The 20,085-nt window shown below is 35.0% G+C and carries 13 protein-coding genes; 11 read left to right on the top strand and 2 right to left on the bottom strand.

Annotated elements, in window-relative coordinates; all coding sequences use genetic code 11:
* Positions 1–4: 4 nt before the first annotated feature.
* Together DFQ06_RS14305 and DFQ06_RS14310 are read right to left on the bottom strand one after the other, a co-directional pair.
* Positions 5–715: a LytR/AlgR family response regulator transcription factor gene (locus tag DFQ06_RS14305; RefSeq protein ID WP_042500311.1), complete on the bottom strand. Its 711-nt coding sequence runs from the start codon at positions 713–715 to the stop codon at positions 5–7.
* 15 nt (positions 716–730) lie between these two features.
* Positions 731–1,819, bottom strand: a complete 1,089-nt coding sequence (locus tag DFQ06_RS14310; protein WP_133968412.1) for a sensor histidine kinase — start codon at positions 1,817–1,819, stop codon at positions 731–733.
* A 126-nt stretch (positions 1,820–1,945) separates the two neighbouring features.
* Here DFQ06_RS14310 and DFQ06_RS14315 point away from each other — a divergent pair, with 126 nt between their 5' ends.
* From DFQ06_RS14315 to DFQ06_RS14365, 11 genes are all read left to right on the top strand, one after another.
* On the top strand, positions 1,946–4,201 hold the full coding sequence (locus tag DFQ06_RS14315; protein WP_133968414.1) for a GH92 family glycosyl hydrolase: 2,256 nt from the start codon (positions 1,946–1,948) through the stop codon (positions 4,199–4,201).
* Complete coding sequence (locus DFQ06_RS14320; RefSeq protein WP_074939454.1) at positions 4,201–6,099, top strand: sodium:solute symporter family protein; 1,899 nt, start codon at positions 4,201–4,203, stop codon at positions 6,097–6,099. Before DFQ06_RS14315 ends, DFQ06_RS14320 begins: the two co-directional genes overlap by 1 nt.
* Positions 6,100–6,123: 24 nt before the next feature.
* Positions 6,124–7,089, top strand: coding sequence for a glycoside hydrolase family 130 protein (locus DFQ06_RS14325; RefSeq protein WP_042506104.1), 966 nt, complete (start codon positions 6,124–6,126; stop codon positions 7,087–7,089).
* A 10-nt stretch (positions 7,090–7,099) separates the two neighbouring features.
* On the top strand, positions 7,100–8,170 hold the full coding sequence (locus DFQ06_RS14330) for a carbohydrate-binding family 9-like protein (protein ID WP_133968416.1): 1,071 nt from the start codon (positions 7,100–7,102) through the stop codon (positions 8,168–8,170).
* Between the two features lie 6 nt (positions 8,171–8,176).
* On the top strand, positions 8,177–9,286 hold the full coding sequence (locus DFQ06_RS14335; protein ID WP_133968418.1) for a family 10 glycosylhydrolase: 1,110 nt from the start codon (positions 8,177–8,179) through the stop codon (positions 9,284–9,286).
* A 6-nt stretch (positions 9,287–9,292) separates the two neighbouring features.
* Positions 9,293–11,539, top strand: coding sequence for a GH92 family glycosyl hydrolase (locus DFQ06_RS14340; protein WP_133968420.1), 2,247 nt, complete (start codon positions 9,293–9,295; stop codon positions 11,537–11,539).
* A 10-nt stretch (positions 11,540–11,549) separates the two neighbouring features.
* The gene (locus tag DFQ06_RS14345) at positions 11,550–12,572 is read left to right on the top strand and encodes a glycosylasparaginase (protein WP_074939466.1); all 1,023 of its coding nucleotides are present in this window, start codon (positions 11,550–11,552) and stop codon (positions 12,570–12,572) included.
* 8 nt (positions 12,573–12,580) lie between these two features.
* A complete protein-coding gene (locus DFQ06_RS14350; protein WP_133968422.1) occupies positions 12,581–14,917 on the top strand; it encodes a glycoside hydrolase family 20 protein in 2,337 nt (778 codons plus the stop codon).
* 83 nt (positions 14,918–15,000) lie between these two features.
* On the top strand, positions 15,001–17,220 hold the full coding sequence (locus DFQ06_RS14355; RefSeq protein ID WP_133968424.1) for a GH92 family glycosyl hydrolase: 2,220 nt from the start codon (positions 15,001–15,003) through the stop codon (positions 17,218–17,220).
* Complete coding sequence (locus DFQ06_RS14360) at positions 17,217–18,398, top strand: PNGase F N-terminal domain-containing protein (RefSeq protein WP_133968426.1); 1,182 nt, start codon at positions 17,217–17,219, stop codon at positions 18,396–18,398. Before DFQ06_RS14355 ends, DFQ06_RS14360 begins: the two co-directional genes overlap by 4 nt.
* A 366-nt stretch (positions 18,399–18,764) precedes the next feature.
* The gene (locus DFQ06_RS14365; RefSeq protein WP_042506109.1) at positions 18,765–20,069 is read left to right on the top strand and encodes a sugar MFS transporter; all 1,305 of its coding nucleotides are present in this window, start codon (positions 18,765–18,767) and stop codon (positions 20,067–20,069) included.
* The last annotated feature ends 16 nt before the right edge of the window (positions 20,070–20,085 follow it).

A 20,085-nucleotide genomic window follows, 5' to 3' on the forward strand; every position in this document is an offset into this window, starting at 1 on the left:
GGTCTTATATAGAGGAGTTTAATATTTTTTGTTTAACTTCTTCAATATAAGACCTTCCTATTACATACCTAAGCCCTTCTATTTCTACACTATTGCCTTCTACAGCATCAATTTTATCAATAGCTACGGTATAAGATCTATGAATTCTAATAAAATCATTAGAAGGTAATAAATTAGTAAAATCTGATAATGTACTGTGGATAATATATTTCCCCGTAAGGGTATTTATTTTTAAATAATCTTTTAAAGATTCTACGGTTAAGATTTCATCTAAAAAGATTTTTTTCATTTTCTTCTTATCAATTTTAACAAAGATATATGGTCTATCTTTAGAGGTATCTACTATTACTTTGTTATTCTCTAACCTCCTATTCACCTTATTTAAGGCCTTCATAAACCTCGGAAATTCTATAGGTTTAATAAGGTAATCTAGAACATCTAGTTCGTAAGTTTCTACAGCAAACTCATCATAAGCACTTGTAATAATTAAAAGTGGCGGATTCTCTAAACTCTTAATAAAGTTTAAACCATCGAGTACAGGCATGTTAATATCCAAAAATATAACATCTACCGTGTTACTCTTTAAAAAATTTAAACCATCAATAGCATTACTAAATGTATTAATAAGTTCAAAATCTTCTATTTGCTCCAAGTAGTTTTTAATGACATTAATAGCAAGAGGTTCGTCGTCTATTATTAAGCATTTTACCTTCATGAGTTTGTATTAGTTTTAAGAGACTTTTATTTTAAGCTTAACAACAAACATGTCATCATCACTTTTAATATCTAATTTATAATCATTTTTTTCATAGCCTAATGCTAATCGTTTCTTCACGTTTTCTAAACCAATCCCACTAGATTCAGAAAACGTTTCCTGATACTCTGTAATTACAGGCATAGGATTTGAAATCGTAAAATACAGAAAATCTTCTTTAATAGATAAATCAATTTCAATTTTAACTTCTCCTATATTTTTGTGTACACCATGTTTAAACGCATTTTCTATAAAAGAAAGCAATATTATAGGTGCAATTTCCTTATCGGAAATATCTCCAGAAATAGACATATCTATCTCTAATTGATCATTATGCCTAACGCGTTCTAGGTCTAAATAATTTTGAATACAAAGAATTTCGGCTTCTAAAGATTGGCGTTTATTTTTTGTTTCATAAAGCAGATATCTCATCAATTCTGCCAATTTTAAAATAATTTTTGGCGTTTTTTTCGATTTCTCTACAGATAACGAGTAAATATTATTTAAAGTATTGAAGAAAAAATGCGGTGAAATTTGAGTTTTTAGAAATAATAATTCGGTTTCTAATTGTGTTTTTTCAAGATCTGCAACACGCTTATGTTCTTCTAAAAAATCTAAAGTAATTTTAATGGCGGTAACAAACGTAACCACATAAAGTTCTCCAAACATCATATCTATGGTATAATTTAACGATAGATTTGTAATGGTTGCAGGACCTTCTGGCCATACATTTTGATTTACCATAAAGTATGTTAAATTGAACTTTACCACTACCATAATAAAGATAGCCGATAGCATAATTACAATATAAGATACGTACTTTTTCTTAAAGGCAAGCTTAGGCATTAGCACATAAATATTAAGGTAACATAATATCATGTGTATCGGAAAACCAAGCGTATTTGTTTTTAAAGAATACCAATAAGGGAACTCTAAAACGCCTTCAAAAGAGACATCGTTAAAGTAACTACCCCAACGTAAAGTGTTTAGAGTAAAGTATCCTAACCAAAAAAGAATATGATGTTTTAAGGATACTTTGTAGAGGTGATTTGATATAAAATCCACGAGAGTAAAATAAAATTAGAGGTATTTTTTGATGTTTACCTGAGTTAATGCGTTATCCGTCTAAATAACTTTTAATATTCGCTAAATTTATGAAAATTTAAATAATTAAACCGCTTAAATCATTTTATGAAAAACTTTACTCTACTTTTTCTCGCTACCTTTTTAATCATTAGTTGTAACAAAAGTACCGAAAAAAAACAAGCTAAAAATGATTCTATAACCAAACATGTAAACCCTTTTATAGGTACAGGTGGTCATGGTCATACTTACCCTGGTGCAACAGTACCTTTCGGAATGTTACAAGTAAGTCCGGTAAACGGGAAAAGCAGTTGGGACTGGTGTTCTGGTTATCATTACTCCGATTCTATTGCTGTTGGTTTTAGTCATTTAAGTTTAAGTGGAACAGGTATTGGCGATCTAGCCGATGTTTTATTTATGCCAGTGAATAAAGCTGTAGACATCACGAACACACCAAAATCACGAGATTCATTAAGTTATAAGTCGACTTACAACCATAACAACGAGAAAGCTACTCCGGGTTATTATCAAGTTTTTCTTGAAGACCATGATGTTAATGTAGAATTAACAACATCGTTACGCACAGCGTACCACAAATACACCTTTAAACCTGCCGATACACAAACGGTAGTAGTAAATTTAGGTTTTGGGATTAACTGGGATAAAGCCACAGAGACCTCTATAAAAATTGAAGACGAACATACCATAAGCGGTTACCGTTACAGCACAGGTTGGGCCAGAAACCAAAAAGTGTTTTTTGTTGCTAAATTCTCTAAACCTATTACAAAACAGACTTTAGTTTCAGATAAAGAAATCATTGAAAATAATGTTGCCACAGGAATACAAACAGCAACACAATTGTTCTTTAAAGCAGATGACAACAATGAATTACTTGCAAAAGTAGCCTTATCATCAGTAAGTATAGACAATGCAAAAGGTAATTTAGAAGCCGATGGTTTTAATTTTGAAACCGTTAAAAAACAGGCAGAATCTACTTGGGAAACAGCGCTTTCTAAAATTAAAGTAGAGACTGAAATAGATTCTTTAAAAACTATTTTCTACACCGCAATGTATCATGCACAATTAGCGCCTGTTACCTTCAGTGATAAAAATGGTCAATTTAGAAAAGAGAACGATAGCATAGTTACTGCTACAAATTACACCGCATACTCTACCCTATCACTTTGGGATACATTTAGAGCAGAACATCCCTTACTTACTCTAATTGCACCAGATAAAGTTTCAGATATTACAAACACCATGTTGGCTTATTATGAAACTAAAAAGATTCTTCCGGTTTGGACGCTTTACGGCAATGAAACCAACACCATGACGGGCTACCACTCTATTCCCGTAATTGTTGAAGCTTACTTAAAAGGTATTCGGGGTTTTGATGCTGAAAAGGCATACGAAGCCATGAAAACTACCATGATGCAGGATGAACGTGGTTTAAAATTTTATAAAGAATTTGGATACATCCCTTATAATTTATTAGATGAATCGGTTACTATAACACTTGAATATACTTATGATGATTGGTGCGTGGCACAAATGGCAAAGGCTTTAGGAAAAACAGAAGATTACAATTATTTCTCAGAACGCTCAGAAGCTTACAAATTTTTATTTGATAATGAGTCGGGCTTTATGCGAGGAAAATCTGAAAACGGAAAATCTTGGAACACCCCTTTCGATCCTAAATATTCTAACCACAGAGAACATACAGATTATACAGAAGGTAACGCTTGGCAACACAGTTGGTTTGTACCACACAACGTAGAAAACTTTATTGAACTACACGGCAGTAACGATATATTTACCGACCGCTTAGAGCAATTATTTACTGAAAGTTCTGAAATTACAGGAAGTAATACATCTGCTGATATTTCTGGTTTAATTGGGCAATATGCTCATGGAAACGAACCGAGTCATCATATTGCTTACATGTTTAATCACGCCGATAAACCTTGGCGCACACAATATTGGTCGCGCTATATTTTAGACACGCAATACAACACCACACCTAACGGATTAAGTGGTAATGAAGATTGTGGACAAATGAGTGCTTGGTATGCTTTAAGTTCTATTGGTTTATACCCAATGAATCCGGCTTCTACAGAATACGAAATTGGAAGTCCTATTTTTGATAAAGCGATCATTAATCTTTCAGAAAACAAAAGTTTTACTATTGAAGCAGAACATGTTTCAGCCGAAAATATTTACATACAATCTGCCACTCTTAATGGCAGTCCTTTCAATCAATCCCTCATTTCTCACAAAACCCTTTTAGAAGGTGGAACACTTCATTTCACAATGGGAAATACACCAAACAAATCGTGGGGAATTAACACAAACAACGCAAAATAATGCATAGTATAGATGTAATAATAATTGTACTCTATATCCTATTAACCCTCGGTGTTGGTATTTGGATATCTAAACGTGCATCAAAAGGTTTAGACTCTTATTTTTTAGGAGGAAAAAGTATAAAATGGTACTACCTAGGGCTTAGTAATGGCTCCGGAATGTTCGATGTTTCGGGTACCGCCTGGATGGTTGGTTTACTCTTTTTATATGGTGCCAAAAGTTTCATGTTTATGTGGATGTGGCCGATATGGAATCAAATTTTCATCATGGTTTTCCTTGCCGTTTGGATTAGACGTTCAAACATCATGACGGGTTCAGAATGGATATTAACACGTTTTGGCGATGATAGAGCTGGCCGAGCTTCACACCTAATTGTGGCTATATTTGCTATTGTAGCTTCCGTAGGTTTTATTGCTTACTTCTTTGAAGGTGTTGGTAAATTTATGTCGGTTATTTTACCCTGGGATATTCCTTTTATTTTAAACGATGCTGTGCTACTAACTTCAAGTCAGAGTTATGCATTAATCATTATATTTTTAACCACTATTTACACCATTAAAGGCGGTATGTTTTCGGTAGTTGCTACCGAAGTTTTACAATACGGCATCATGGTTTTATCAGGTGTATTAATTGCTATTTATGCTTTCGTTTCGGTATCCGATGTGGAAATAAATAATATCATTTCTACGGAATGGAGTACTATTTTCTTCGGAAATTCTATTGAAGGCTCTTGGACCGGAAAACTCACTGCATTCAACGATTTGGTAGACACACAAGGTTACAAAATGTTCGGTGCTTTTATTGGCATGTGCTTGTTTAAAGGCTTTTTTGCAAGTATTGCAGGCCCAACACCAAGTTACGATATGCAACGTATATTATCGACACGCTCGGTAAAAGAAGCCGCATACATGAGTGGTTTTACAAACCTTATTTTATTTATTCCTCGCTATTTACTTATTGCAGGTATTGTTGTTTTAGCTTTAGTATACTTAGCGCCATCTTTGGCAGCTTCACCCACATTAAGCTTAGACGATTTAGAAATTATATTACCTACCGTAATTAACAACCACGTTCCTGTTGGAATTAAAGGTTTATTACTTGCTGGGCTTTTAGCTGCGTTTATGTCAACTTTTTCAGCCTTTGTAAATTCCGGACCGGCTTATGTTGTTAACGATATTTACAAAAAATACGTAAAACCAGAAGCCGAACCATCACATTATATAAAAGCCAGTCATATCACCTCTTTTGCTATTGTTATTCTTGGTGTTACTATGGGCTTTTTTGCCGAATCTATTAACGCAATAACCTTATGGATTACTAGTGCGCTTTATGGCGGTTACGTAGCATCGAATTTCTTAAAATGGATTTGGTGGCGTTTTAATGGTTGGGGCTACTTTTGGGGTATGACTTCTGGCTTAATTATTGCGACTATTCAGTTTTTATTAGACATGAATAAATCGAATTTCGAAGTCGGTTCTTGGCTATACCACTGTGCACACATTGATGTTATTTACATATTTCCAATTATCTTCGCCGTGTCGTTATTGGGGTCTTTTTTAGGTACCTATTTAACAGCGCCAACCAATATGGAAACCTTAAAAGCGTTCTACAACAACGTTCGCCCTTGGGGTTGGTGGCATCCGGTTTATAAAGCATTAAAAATAGACGAACCTGAGGTCACTAAAAACACAGATTTTAAAGCCGATATGTTAAATTGTCTAGTGGGTATAATCTGGCAATCGAGTATGGTTTTACTGCCAATTTACTTTATGATTAGAGATTACCCTAAAAGTTTAATAGCATTGCTTATTTTTATAATCACATCGGTTATTTTAAAATTTACATGGTTAGATAAAGTCCGTCAAATTCCAGACACCGAAGATTTATCTAACGAATAACAATTAACTCAAAAGTTGAAAAGAATGAAACAAATCCCTTGGCAAGAAAAACCTAGTCATTGTAATGATGTTATGTGGCGTTATAGCGAAAACCCTATTATAGATAGGTATGCCATTCCATCGTCTAATAGTATTTTTAATAGTGCCGTTGTGCCTTTTGAAGATGGTTTTGCTGGTGTTTTCCGTTGTGATAACAAAGCAGTACAAATGAATATTTTTGCTGGTTTCAGTAAAGACGGCATCAATTGGGATATCGAACATGAGCCTATTAAAATGCAAGCCGGAAATACCGAAATGATAGATTCTGATTATAAATACGACCCGCGTGTTGTTTTTATTGAAGATCGTTATTGGATTACTTGGTGTAATGGTTATAATGGCCCAACCATCGGTATTGGATATACTTTCGATTTTAAAGAGTTTTTTCAATGTGAAAACGCATTTTTACCGTTCAACAGAAATGGTGTTTTGTTTCCGAAGAAAATAAACGGGAAATTTGCGATGTTAAGCAGACCAAGTGATAATGGCCACACTCCTTTTGGTGATATTTATATTAGTTACAGTCCAGACATGAAATATTGGGGCGAACATCGTTGCGTTATGAAAGCCACAAACTTTGAAGATAGCGCATGGCAATGTACCAAAATTGGTGCTGGCCCAATCCCTATTTTAACCGATGAAGGTTGGCTTATGCTTTACCATGGTGTTATAAATACTTGTAACGGGTTTAGATATGCTATGGGTTCTGCGCTTTTAGAAGAAGACGCTCCAGACCAAGTTAAATACAGAACACAACCTTATTTATTAGGTCCTGCCGAAATTTACGAGCAAGTAGGCGATGTACCAAATGTGGTATTCCCATGTGCAGCATTACATGATACAGAAGAAGATAAATTGGCCGTATATTATGGCGCTGCAGATACAGTAGTCGCTTTAGCTTTTGGAAAATTAAGCGAAGTGGTAGAATTTACAAAAAACAACAGTTTATAAAGCGATACAGATGAAGTTGAAGGTCACATTTTTATGGTTATTAAGTTGTAGCATTTCGGCTTTAAGTTGTGCTCAAGAAGAAACAACCACTATTCCCGAAACGTATACCGCTTATAAAACTTCGGAAACTATAACTATTGATGGTGAATTTAACGAAGGTGCTTGGAGCAAAGTCGCTTGGAGCAACCCGTTTATCGATATTGAAGGCAAAAAACAACCTAAGTATAAAACAGAAGTTAAAATGCTTTGGGATGATACTTATTTCTATGTTTTAGCCAAAATGGACGAGCCACATGTTTGGGGTGATATCACGAAGCGCGATGCCATTATTTTTCATAATAATGACTTTGAAATTTTTGTAGATCCAACTGGAGATACTCATAATTACTACGAGCTTGAGATAAACGCACTAAACACCGCTTGGGATTTATTTGTAAGCAAACCATATAGAAACAACAACGTGGTGCTAAACGACTGGAATATTACTGGTTTAAAATCTGCTGTAAAAGTTAACGGTACCATCAATAACCCAAACGATATCGACAAAGGTTGGGTTCTAGAAATTGCTATTCCTTGGGCAGCCTATAAAACAGGTTATTTTCATAAAAATGTGCCTACCGATCAATTTTGGCGTGTCAATTTTTCTAGAGTCAATTGGGATCATCAAATTACCAATGGCAAATACGAAAGAAAAAAAGACGCTAACGGCAAATTGTTGCACGAATACAACTGGGTTTGGTCGCCAATGGGTGTTATAAATATGCATGAACCCGAAAAATGGGCTTATGTTTTATTTTCTTCGGAAGCACCAAAAAGAGAAAATACTTTTACCATTCCTCAAGATGATAAACTAAAATGGGAGTTGTATAAACTGTATCGCATACAAACCGCACATTTCAAAAAAAATCAAACCTATTTTACTTCCATAGAAGATTTAACGACTTCAGAAATAAAAATAGACAAAAAATTAATAACACCAACTTTAGAAATGCACAGTACCGGATGGAATATTTCAGTTAAAAGTCCGTTCACAAATAAGGTACTCACCGTTACAGAAGATGGAAAATTTATATCAAAATAATAACTCATGAACGTATTAAAAATAGCATTTTTAAGCCTACTATTAAGTGTGGTATCTTGCGATAAAACAGTAAAAATTGAAACAGCAAGCGAAACTGAAACGGCAACTATTGAAGCTCCAGCAAAATTTAAATATTGGAACTGGATTACTGTTGGTCATAAAAAATCAGACTCTGCATACACGGCACATTTCAACAAATTAAAAAGTAATGGTATCGATGCCGTTTTAATGAACACAGGTGCAGATCCAAAATTATTAAAGCGCCTTGCTCCTCTTGCTAACAAAGCTGGTTTAGAGGTGCACGCATGGATGTTTACTACAAACAGACCAGGCGATTCTATTGCTTTACAACACCCAGAATGGTATATGGTAAGCCGTAGCGGAAAATCTTGTTTCGATGAGCGTCCTTACGTAAACTACTACCAATGGTTATCACCAAGTCATCCAGAAGCTAGAAAACACATTTTAAGCTTGGTTGAAGGTTTGGCTAAAGTTGAAGGTGTTGCTAGTGTACACTTAGATTATATTCGTTACCCAGACATTTATTTACCAATAGGTTTACTTCCTAAATACGATTTAAAACAAGAAGAAGAATTACCAGATTTCGATTTCGATTATTCTGATGCTAGTGTAGAAAAATTCATGGCGCTTCATCATAAAGATCCTCGCAAAATGGAAAACCCTGCTATAGATATTGAGTGGAAAAACTTCCGTTTAAACGAAATTAAATCTTTGGTTAACGAAGCTTATGATTTGGTACACAAACACAATAAAAAATTAAGTGCAGCTGTATTCCCTTATCCTGAAATGGCAGACCACATGGTTCGTCAACGTTGGGATAAATGGAAAATCGATATGGTTTTACCAATGATTTACTACAACTTTTATAACGAAGAATTAGATTGGATTGGTTACGCAACAAAACAAGGTATTGACGATTTAGAAGGTCGCCCAACCGAATTGCATACCGGTTTATACACACCAAAATTAAGCGTACCCGATTTAAAATCGGCTATACAATTAGCGAAAGATAATGGCGCCAAAGGTGTTGCTTTTTTCGATGATTATAGCATGTCTGACGAACAATTTGAAGTCATTAAAAATTCTAAAGAATAAATTATCATGAACAAAAGTGTTTATATCGTTTTACTAACCCTTTGTTTTTATGCTTGTAAAAAAGAAACACAAGTTGAAGCAAAACCAACAACACTAACCGCTTTTGTTAATACATTTATCGGTACCGATGGCCCAGGGAATACGTACCCTGGAGCCACTGTTCCGTTTGGTATGGTGCAATTAAGCCCAGATCATGGCATACCAGGTTGGGATAGAATTGCAGGGTATTTTTATCAAGATTCTATCATTTCTGGATTTTCACACACACATCTTAGTGGTACAGGTGCCGGCGATATGTACGATATTTTGGTCATGCCAACTAACAGTCGTTTTTCAGAAAAAATTAAAGCCAATAACTTCAAACCGTTTTCTAGTTTCTCTCACGATAACGAAACGGCTTCACCGGGTTATTACAGCGTAATGTTATCCGATTTCGGCATTAAAGCAGAAGTTACAGCAACGCGACGCACAGGTATTCATCAATATACTTTCCCAAAGGATAGTTTATCACAAATTCATATCGATTTAGGGTATTCTCTAAACTGGGATAAGCCTACAGACACTTACTTTAAAGTGGTCGATAACGAAACTATAGAAGGTTACAGAATGTCTAAAGGTTGGGCTAGAGACCAACGTTTGTTTTTTGTTATAAAATTATCAAAACCTTTTAAATCTTATACTCTTTTAGAAGATAACAAACCTGCAACTTCGCCATTAAAAGGAATAAACACCAAATTAATTCTTGATTTCGATACTAACGAAAACGAACAGATTGTTTTAAAAACAGGCTTATCTACAGGTAGTATTGACGGCGCATACAAATCTATTGCTACGGAAGCGCCTAGTTTCGATTTTGAAGCTTACAAACAACAAGCCGATAGCACTTGGAACCAACAATTACAAAAAATTACGATTGAAACTGATGATGTTGAAAAGAAAACTATTTTCTACACCATGCTATATCAATCGATGTTAGCACCAACTTTATTAAGCGATTTAAATGGCGATTATAAAGGTGCAAACGACACCATAATGAACGCCAAAAACTACGATAGATACGATACCTTTTCGTTGTGGGACACCTATCGCGCGGCACATCCTTTACATACAATTCTGCACCCAAAACGTGTGTCTAACATGGTAAACTCTTTATTAGCGCATTACAACGAAACCGGTTTACTGCCCGTTTGGTCTATGCAAGGTAACGAAACCAACATGATGATTGGTTACCACGCTGTGCCTGTAATTGTTGATGCTTATTTTAAAGGTATTGAAGATTTTGATGCCGAATTAGCTTTTGAAGCTTGTAAAGCTAGCGCCATGGATCAGTCAAGACAAATTGATGATTACATGACTTACGGTTATGTACCTATTGATGAAAGTCACGAAAATTGGTCGGTTTCAAAAACATTAGAATATGCTTATGATGACTGGTGTATTGCGCAATTCGCCAAAGCTTTAGGTAAAACGGAAGACTATACAACATTTTCAAAACGTGCTAATTACTGGAAAAACATATACGACGATTCTAGCACTTTTATGAGACCGAAATATAAAAACGGTACCTTTATAGAAGATTTTATTCCGAAGGATTACACTCCTTATTTTTGTGAAAGTAACGCTTGGCAATATGTTTGGTCTGTGCCTCACGATATTGAAGGTCTAGTATCTACCATAGGAAAAGAAACAGCCTTCGAGAAAAAGTTAGATTCCATGTTTTCTTATTATCCTTTAAAAGAAGATAAACTTCCTATTTTTAGTACTGGAATGATTGGCCAATACGCCCACGGTAACGAGCCGAGCCACCATGTTGCTTACTTATACAACTACATTGGCAAACCATGGAAAACACAAGAAAAAGTTAGAGAAATTCTAAAAACTCAATATAAAAATGCACCTAACGGACACTGCGGAAATGAAGACTGCGGACAAATGTCCTCTTGGTATATTTTTAGTAGTTTAGGCTTTTATCCGGTAAATCCGGCACAAGGTCTTTATAGTTTTGGTGCGCCGTTGCACGATAAAGCAACCATTCATTTAGAAAATGGACAGAGCTTTACGGTTTCCGCAGAAAATAATAGCGACACCAATAAGTATATTCAATCTATCAGCCTTAACGGAAAAAAAATCAATCAAAGTTATATTTCTCATAAAACCATTATGCAAGGTGGCGAGTTGGTTTTTGTTATGGGAGATACGCCAAATAAGGATGATAAATTCCTAATGGCACCATCATCAGAAGTATTTAATTAACTATTAAGTTATGTCGAGTAGAAGAAAATTTATAAAAAAAGCAGCATTAGGTTCTGTGGCATTAAGCGCATTTAGTGCGTGCGGTGTTCAAGCCTCCAATGCAACAACAGCTCCAAAAGAAGCGCCAATAAAAACCGCAAAAAAACCATTAATTATTTCTACTTGGAATCATGGTTTAGCGGCAAACCAAGCTACTTGGGAGGCACTAAATGCAGGTAAATCTGGACTTACTGCCATAGAAAAAGGCCTAAATATTTCTGAAGCCGATCCAAAAGTTCGAAGTGTTGGGTATGGCGGACTTCCCGATAGAGAAGGTAAAGTAACGCTAGATGCTTGTATTATGGACCAAAATAGTGATTGTGGTTCAGTATCTTTTTTACAAGGTATAAAACACCCTATTTCGGTTGCAAAAAAGGTTTTAGAAGAAACACCACACGTGATGTTATCTGGTCAAGGCGCTTTAAATTTTGCTTTATCCCAAGGTTTTAAAGAAGAAAACTTACTTACACCAGAATCTGAAAAAGCCTGGAAAAACTGGTTAGAAAAATCGAAATACCAACCTGTAATAAACATTGAAAACCACGATACCATTAGTATGCTTGTTATTGATAAAGACGGAAACCTAACTGGTGGCTGTACAACAAGCGGAGCGGCATGGAAAATGCACGGTCGCGTTGGAGACTCCCCTATTATTGGTTCTGGATTATTTTTAGATAATGAAGTGGGTGCCGCTGCCGCAACAGGTTTAGGCGAAGCCGTAATTAGAACGGCCGGAAGCGCTATGGTTGTAGAACTTATGCGCCAAGGTTTATCGCCAAATGAAGCTTGTAAAACCATTGTAGAACGCATTTACAACAAACATAAAAACCATAAAGACATGCCTTATTTGCAAGTTGGTTTTATAGCAATAAATAAGCAAGGTGAATATGGTGGTTATAGCTTACGTGGTGGTTTCAATTTCGCAGTTTGCGATGCCGATAACGGAAACCGAATGGAGAAACCTGATTTTAAAATGACTTGGAAAGATAAATAATGACCCTAATGAAAAATAAATTATACAGACCCTTTTTAGCAACTGCTATTTACCTATTAACACTGACAGCTTGCCAAGAAAAAACACCTAAAATTTATACGGAAGCTGATATTAATATCATTCCTAAAATTGAAAAGGTTCAAATAAATCCTGGCGTTTTTGAATTTAATAAAAACACCACGTTTGCTGTTTCTAATGATGAACAAAAAAATGCTGCTACATTATTACAAGATAAATTTAAACTAGCAGCGAATTGGGATTTAGCAATCACCGATGCTTCAGAAAAAAGTAATACTGTTAGCTTTAAAGAAGACATAAACTTAGCGGAAGAAACTTATAAATTAACTGTTACAGATGCACAAATAACTATTGAAGCTTCTGGCAATTCAGGATATTTATATGCTGTGCAATCTTTACGTCAATTACTACCAACAGCTATAGAAAGTAAAAACGTGGTGAGTGATATTTCATGGGAAATTCCAAATATTGAAATTGAAGATAGCCCGCGTTTTCAATATCGCGGCTTAATGCTCGATTTATCACGTCATTTTTTCGACGCAGCTTATATCAAAGAAACAATCGATGCCATATCTATGTTAAAAATGAATGTATTGCACCTTCATTTAGTAGACGATCAAGGTTGGAGAATCGAAATAAAAAAATATCCAAAACTAACTGAAGTTGGTGCATGGCATGTAGACCAAGAAGATATTCCTTGGAATTCTAGAACTAAAAATAGCCCTGATGATGAAGCTAGTTACGGTGGTTTTTTAACACAAGAAGAACTTAAAGATATTGTAGCTTACGCACAATTAAAAGGTATCGATGTAATACCAGAAATAGAAATGCCTGCCCATGTTTCTAGTGCTATTGCAGCATACCCAGAATTATCATGTTTAGCAGAACCTATTGGTGTGCCATCGGGAGCCTTATGGCCAATTACAGATATTTATTGTGCAGGTAAAGAACATACTTTTGAGTTTTTAGAAGATGTTTTAACTGAAGTTATGGATATATTTCCATCAAAATACATTCATATTGGTGGTGATGAAGCCACAAAAACCAATTGGAAAACCTGTCCACATTGTCAAAAAAGAATTAAAGATGAAGATTTAGAAGGTGTTGAAGAACTTCAAAGTTATTTCATCAAAAGAATAGAAAAATTTATCAATTCTAAAGGAAAAAAACTTGTAGGTTGGGATGAAATTTTAGAAGGCGGTTTAGCTCCTGACGCTACAGTAATGAGCTGGCGTGGTTTTAAAGGTGGATTAGAAGCTGCAGCGCAAGGTCACGATGTAATTATGACACCTGTTTCGCATTCTTATTTCGATTATTACCAAGGCCCACCAGAACAAGAACCTGCTGGAGGTGGTGGTTTTACACCTTTAAATAAAGTCTATGAATTTGATCCGGTTGTAGAAACAATGACCGAAGCCGAAGCGAAACACGTTTTAGGTGGACAAGCCAACTTATGGGCTGAGTTCGTGCCAACAACATCGCATTCGCAATACATGATTTTCCCAAGATTAACGGCTTTAGCCGAAACCGTTTGGAGTTCTAAAAACTTAAGAGATTGGGACGATTTCTCTAGACGATTACCAGCTGCTTTTGAGCGTTATGAATATTTAGGCATAAACTATTCAAAAAGTTCATTTATTGTAACCTCTAAAATGGAAACGAGTGTTGAAAACAAAACGGTATCGTTAGTTTTACAAAATGAATATACAGTATCTGATATTCGTTATGCTTTAAATGATGAACCTTTAAATAGCGGTTCAAAACATTATACAGAACCTATTATTTTATCTAAAACGACTGCTGTAAAAGCTGGCTTATTTAAAGATGATGTTTTAGTTGGAAACGTTTTTAAAGACACAGTGAAGTTCCACAATGCAGTAGCTCATAAAACCACTTACCAAACAGAATACCATAAAAGGTACCAAGGTGTTGGCGCATATAATTTAGTAAATACACTAAGAGGTACTAAAAACTTTAGAGATGGTAGATGGCAAGGTTGGTTAAATTCTGCTGCCCAAATCACTATCGATTTAGAAAAAGAAACGCCAATCAACAAGGTTACTATTGGTAGTATGGAAAATCAAAAAAATGGCATCTACTACCCAACTTTAATTCAGGTTTTCACCTCTAAAGATGGTGAAACATTTAAAGAGACCGTCGCTTTTAAAAGACCATACGCCGATAGCTCTGAACCTGAACTGAAAGATTTTATATTAGAGTGTAAAGCAGAATCTGCACGATTTGTGAAAGTAAAAGTGAGCACTTCTAAAAATGAACAAAATGCCAACGAAGGTTGGTTATTTATAGACGAAATACTAATCGATTAAAATTCGATTAGTATTTCTGTTATACTAAGTAAATACCGCTTAATTTAGATGCTGTAATAACCATCTATAAACATCCCTACACGATGATAAAAAAGCTTTTTATTGTATCTATCCTAATAAACACCTTGGCTGTAAATGCGCAAGAATTCACTAAATATGTAAATCCGTTTATAGGAACTTCAAACTTTGGAGCCACCAATCCTGGAGCTATTGCACCACGAGGTATGGTAAGTGTATCTCCTTTCAACGTGGCGGGAACTCAAAATACATTAGAAAAAGATAGTCGATGGTTATCCAACCCTTATGTGAACGAAAACACCTTTTTAACAGGCTATTCTCACGTCAATTTAAGTGGTGTTGGTTGTCCAGATTTAGGTGTTATCCTTTTAATGCCAACCACAGGTGATGTTGAAACCAATCATTTAAAATACGGAAGTACCTACACCAACGAAACGGCCAAAGCAGGTTATTACTCTAATGTTTTAACAAAATATAATATTAAGGTTGAAACCACAACAACTACCAGAACGGGTATTTCTAGATATACATTCCCGAAAGGACAATCGAACATTTTATTAAATTTAGGATTAGGCTTAACGAATGAGGAAGGTGCCGCTATAAAAATAGTATCGCCAACAGAAATTGAAGGTATGCGTACCGTGGGCTCTTTTTGCTATTACAAACCCGAAGAAGCCTATCCGGTTTATTTCGTTGCAAAATTTAGTAAATCTGCAACAAATTATGGTGTTTGGAAAACTCCTAAAAAATATAAGGGCGCTGAAGCTGCTTGGATGCCATACAATGGAAAACCAAGACTTATGGAAGGTTATCGCAAAGAAGTTTTAGGCGATAGTATTGGGAGTTATTTTTCTTATCAATTTGAAAAACCAACCCAAGTAGAAGTTAAAATTGGAGTTTCATATGTGAGTATTGAAAATGCACGCGAAAATTTAGAGCAAGAAACACAAGATTTCAGTTTTGAAACGATACACCAACAAGCTGAAGCATATTGGGAACAGCAACTTTCCAAAATCAAAGTCGAAGGCGGTACTGAAGATGATAAAACCATTTTTTACACAGCACTTTATCACACGCTTATTCATCCCAATATTTTAAATGATTTTAATGGTGAATATCCAAAAATGACAACCCGAGAAACTTTAAAGACTGAAAACACCCGATTTACAGTGTTTTCATTTTGGGATACCTACAGAAACCTTCACGCTTTGATGTCTTTGGTTTACCCGAAGTCACAATCGGATATGGTTAAAAGTATGCTCGATATTTATGATGAAAGTGGCTGGTTACCAAAATGGGAACTCAACGCTACCGAAACCACAACTATGGTGGGTGATCCTGCAGGTATTATTTTAACGGATACGTATTTAAAAGGCATCACCGATTTCGATATTGAAAAAGCCTATGAAGCTATGGTAAAAAGTGCCGATGCTTTAGAAAATAATCCGTTACGACCTGGTATTCAACCGTATATTGAAAATGGCTATTTAAACACCGATCAAAATGGTTCGGTTTCTACCACTCAAGAATATAACGCCACCGATTATTCCATTTCACTATTAGCCAAAGCGCTAAATAAAAAAGACGATTACCAACGTTTTTCTAAGCGTTCCATTTCATATAGAAAACTATTTGATAAAGACTTAAAACTTTTACGCCCGCGTAATGCAGACGGTACTTGGCACGAACCTTTCGATCCGTTAGCTGGAGCAAATTTCACTAAAAACATTGGTTTTATTGAAGGTAACGCTTGGCAATATGCCTTTATGGTATCGCATGATATTAAAGGTTTAATGAAACTTATGGGCGGTAAAAAAGGTTTTAGCGAACAACTTCAAAAGGTATTTAGCACCAAACAATTCGATATGGCAAACGAGCCCGATATTGCTTATCCTTATTTATTCAATTATGTAAAAGGTGAAGAATGGCACACGCAACAATTAGTGCATGAGCTAATGGATGAATATTTCCAAAACAAACCTGCTGGCTTACCAGGCAATGATGATACAGGCACCATGTCGGCTTGGTTAATTTATAGCATGATGGGTATTTATCCTGTATCTCCTGGAGATCCTATTTATACGATATCAACACCTGTTTTCGATAAAATAACTATCGATTTAGACTCGAATTATTACCAAGGAAAAACGCTTGTTATTGAAAAATCGGGTACTGAAAAAGGTATTATAAACACAATTCAACTTGATGGTAAGGCGTATAATAGCTACTTCATTAACCATTCAGATTTAATAAAAGGTTCAAATTTAAAAATCAATTTAAAATGAAAATCAGATTCATAGCCCTATGTATTCTTTTAATTAGTAGTTCACAGTCTTTTTCACAAGAGCAGCTAGAAAAAATAATATTCGAAGATCAACAAGTTAATTACGGAAAACCAACCGTTGATAATCCTGATATTATTAGACTGCAAGGTGGTCGTGTAATTTTAAAGAAAGTCACTGTGCCAAAGTTCAAAAAAGGTACCGATGTTCATATTAAATTATCGCTACGCTCTAATGGTGATAAATGGGATAAATCGGGTTCTTGCTTTGTAATTACTAATCCTGATGATATTTCATTTTTAAATTTAGCAGAAGGCAAAACTAAATTTCCGAAGGAGTCTTACATGAATGAAAAGCACGGCGGTGTAAAAGCGACTGAAGATTACAAACCTGTAGTTGAATTATTACGCTTTATGACGCCATTTGGAGTTGGCCATTACAGCAATGATGAAGTAAAACATAGAAAACCGGTTTATGTACCACATTGGGAAAAAGAAGTAGTTTGGAATCAAGATATATCAGACCTTGAAAGTATTGTTAGCGATACTTTTTATGTAGGTGTTTGGATTGATGCATGGAGTAAAGTTGGTTATAAAGTGGATTTAAGCCTTATCTATTCTGGCAGACCAAAACAACAACGCGAAGTTTTACCTTTAGTTAATGCGGTAAACTATGTAAAAGGACAGGCATTGCCCGATTTTTTTGCTAACCGACCCTTAGAGCATAAGTTCGTTTTAGATAAAAACATTAAAAACGCTAAACTGCATTACATTACCACAGGGCACGGCGGACATAGCGGTGGTGATGAATTTATTAAAATTAAAAACACCGTTATAGTTAACGGAAAAACGGTAATAGATACTATTCCGTGGAGAGACGATTGCGCATCTTTTAGACGTTTTAACCCAACTTCTGGCGTTTGGTTACGTAAAGACTCTACTTATTACAGAGATAGAAAAACAAAAACATATAAGATTAAGGAAATTGAAGAGCGTTTAGCGTCTTCAGATCTTTCTCGCTCAAATTGGTGTCCTGGTTCTAAGGTAGAACCTTTTGTTGCAGAACTTGGCGACCTAAAATCTGGCGAGCAATCTTTAACTATTACAATACCTGCTACAGCAGCCGGAAAAGATAAATCTAACCATTGGTTAGTGTCTGCTTATATCACTTACGATAAATAATTTTATTGAATTAAATTCTTTTTAACCAACACCTTTTCAAACCTGTTATTCGTCGAACTAATTTTCTAATAATCTTTTATGTCACTTACTTTAGGGTAAGTTTATTTGAAGTTTAGTTTTGTTTTATTTTAAGTCTAAGGGAGGATCCTCATAACGTCCTCCCTTTTCTTAAAAGAATAAAATAGTTTTCTACTAACTTAGTATTTGTTTCAATACATTATAACATCTAATTTAGTCAACAATTAAAACTATCTGCAAAATTCAAAAAAACAATTAATCGACTAAAGAATTAGAATGGGAACCAACCATTAGATTTTTTGTATTTTTTTTATTTATTCAGATTTAATAATAAAAATCAAAAAAAATATGCAATCACCAAAAAAAAGTAATCTAGTTCCAATCGTTATTATAGCGAGTTTGTTTTTCATTTTTGGATTCGTTACCTGGATCAACGGGGCGTTAATTCCTTTCATGAAAACCATAAACGAATTAACAGATGCGCAATCTTATTTAGTCGCTTCTGCATCTTACATCTCTTTCGTTTTAATGGCATTACCAGCATCTTATATATTAAATAAGATAGGCTATAAAAAAGGTATGTCTTTAGGGTTAATCATTATGGGTATAGGTGCTTTACTTTTTATACCTGCAGCCGAAGCAAGAACTTATTGGGTGTTTTTAACAGGTATTTTTATTCAAGGTGTTGGTATGACGCTTTTACAAACAGCCGCTAACCCATACATTACAATTTTAGGCCCAATGGAAAGTGGAGCTAAACGTATTGCTATTATGGGAATAGCAAACAAAACTGCAGGAGCTTTAGGATCTTTAATTTTTGGTGCATTACTGCTATCGGGTATAGATGAAGTTAAGGATAAATTAGGAAGCGTTTCTTTAGAAGAGAAAAATGTACTTTTAGATACTATGGCCGATAGCGTATTTATGCCTTATTTAATTATGGCTATCGTTCTTTTTGTATTAGGTGTTCTGATAAGAATGGCACCATTACCAGATGTTGAAGCAGAAGATACTGACGATACTGTTGAAGGTAAAAGCACTAAAACTAGCATATTTCAATTCCCACATTTATGGTTAGGTGTGTTAGCCTTATTTGTATATGTAGGTGCAGAAGTAATTGCTGGAGATACTATTATATCTTACGGTATTTCTTTAGGCTTTACTGGAGAAGAAGCTAAATACTTTACAACTTACACCCTTATGGCCATGGTAGCAACTTATGCGTTAGGTGTGTTTTTAATTCCAAAATATGTTAAACAAAAAACAGCTTTAATAGCAAGTGCAGTACTTGGTATTGTATTTAGTTTATGTATTTTATATACTACTGGTTTTACATCTATTCTATTTGTAGCAGGTTTAGGTATTGCAAATGCCTTAGTTTGGCCAGCTATATGGCCTTTAACCTTGGAAGGTTTAGGCAAATTTACCAAAACCGCTTCTGCCCTATTAATTATGGCTATTTCTGGTGGTGCAATTATCCCGCCATTATACGGTAGAATTGTAGATGCCAATAAAACAGAACTCATAGCGAGTGGTATAGATCAGGTGCAAGCAACTTCAAGCGCTGCAACAAGTAGTTATTGGATATTAATTCCTTGCTACGCTCTTATTTTGTTTTTTGCTGTCTGGGGACACAAAATTGGAAAGAAATAAATATTTCACAAAAGAA

It is taken from the genome of Algibacter lectus, from assembly GCF_004368925.1.
GTDB lineage: Bacteria > Bacteroidota > Bacteroidia > Flavobacteriales > Flavobacteriaceae > Algibacter > Algibacter lectus.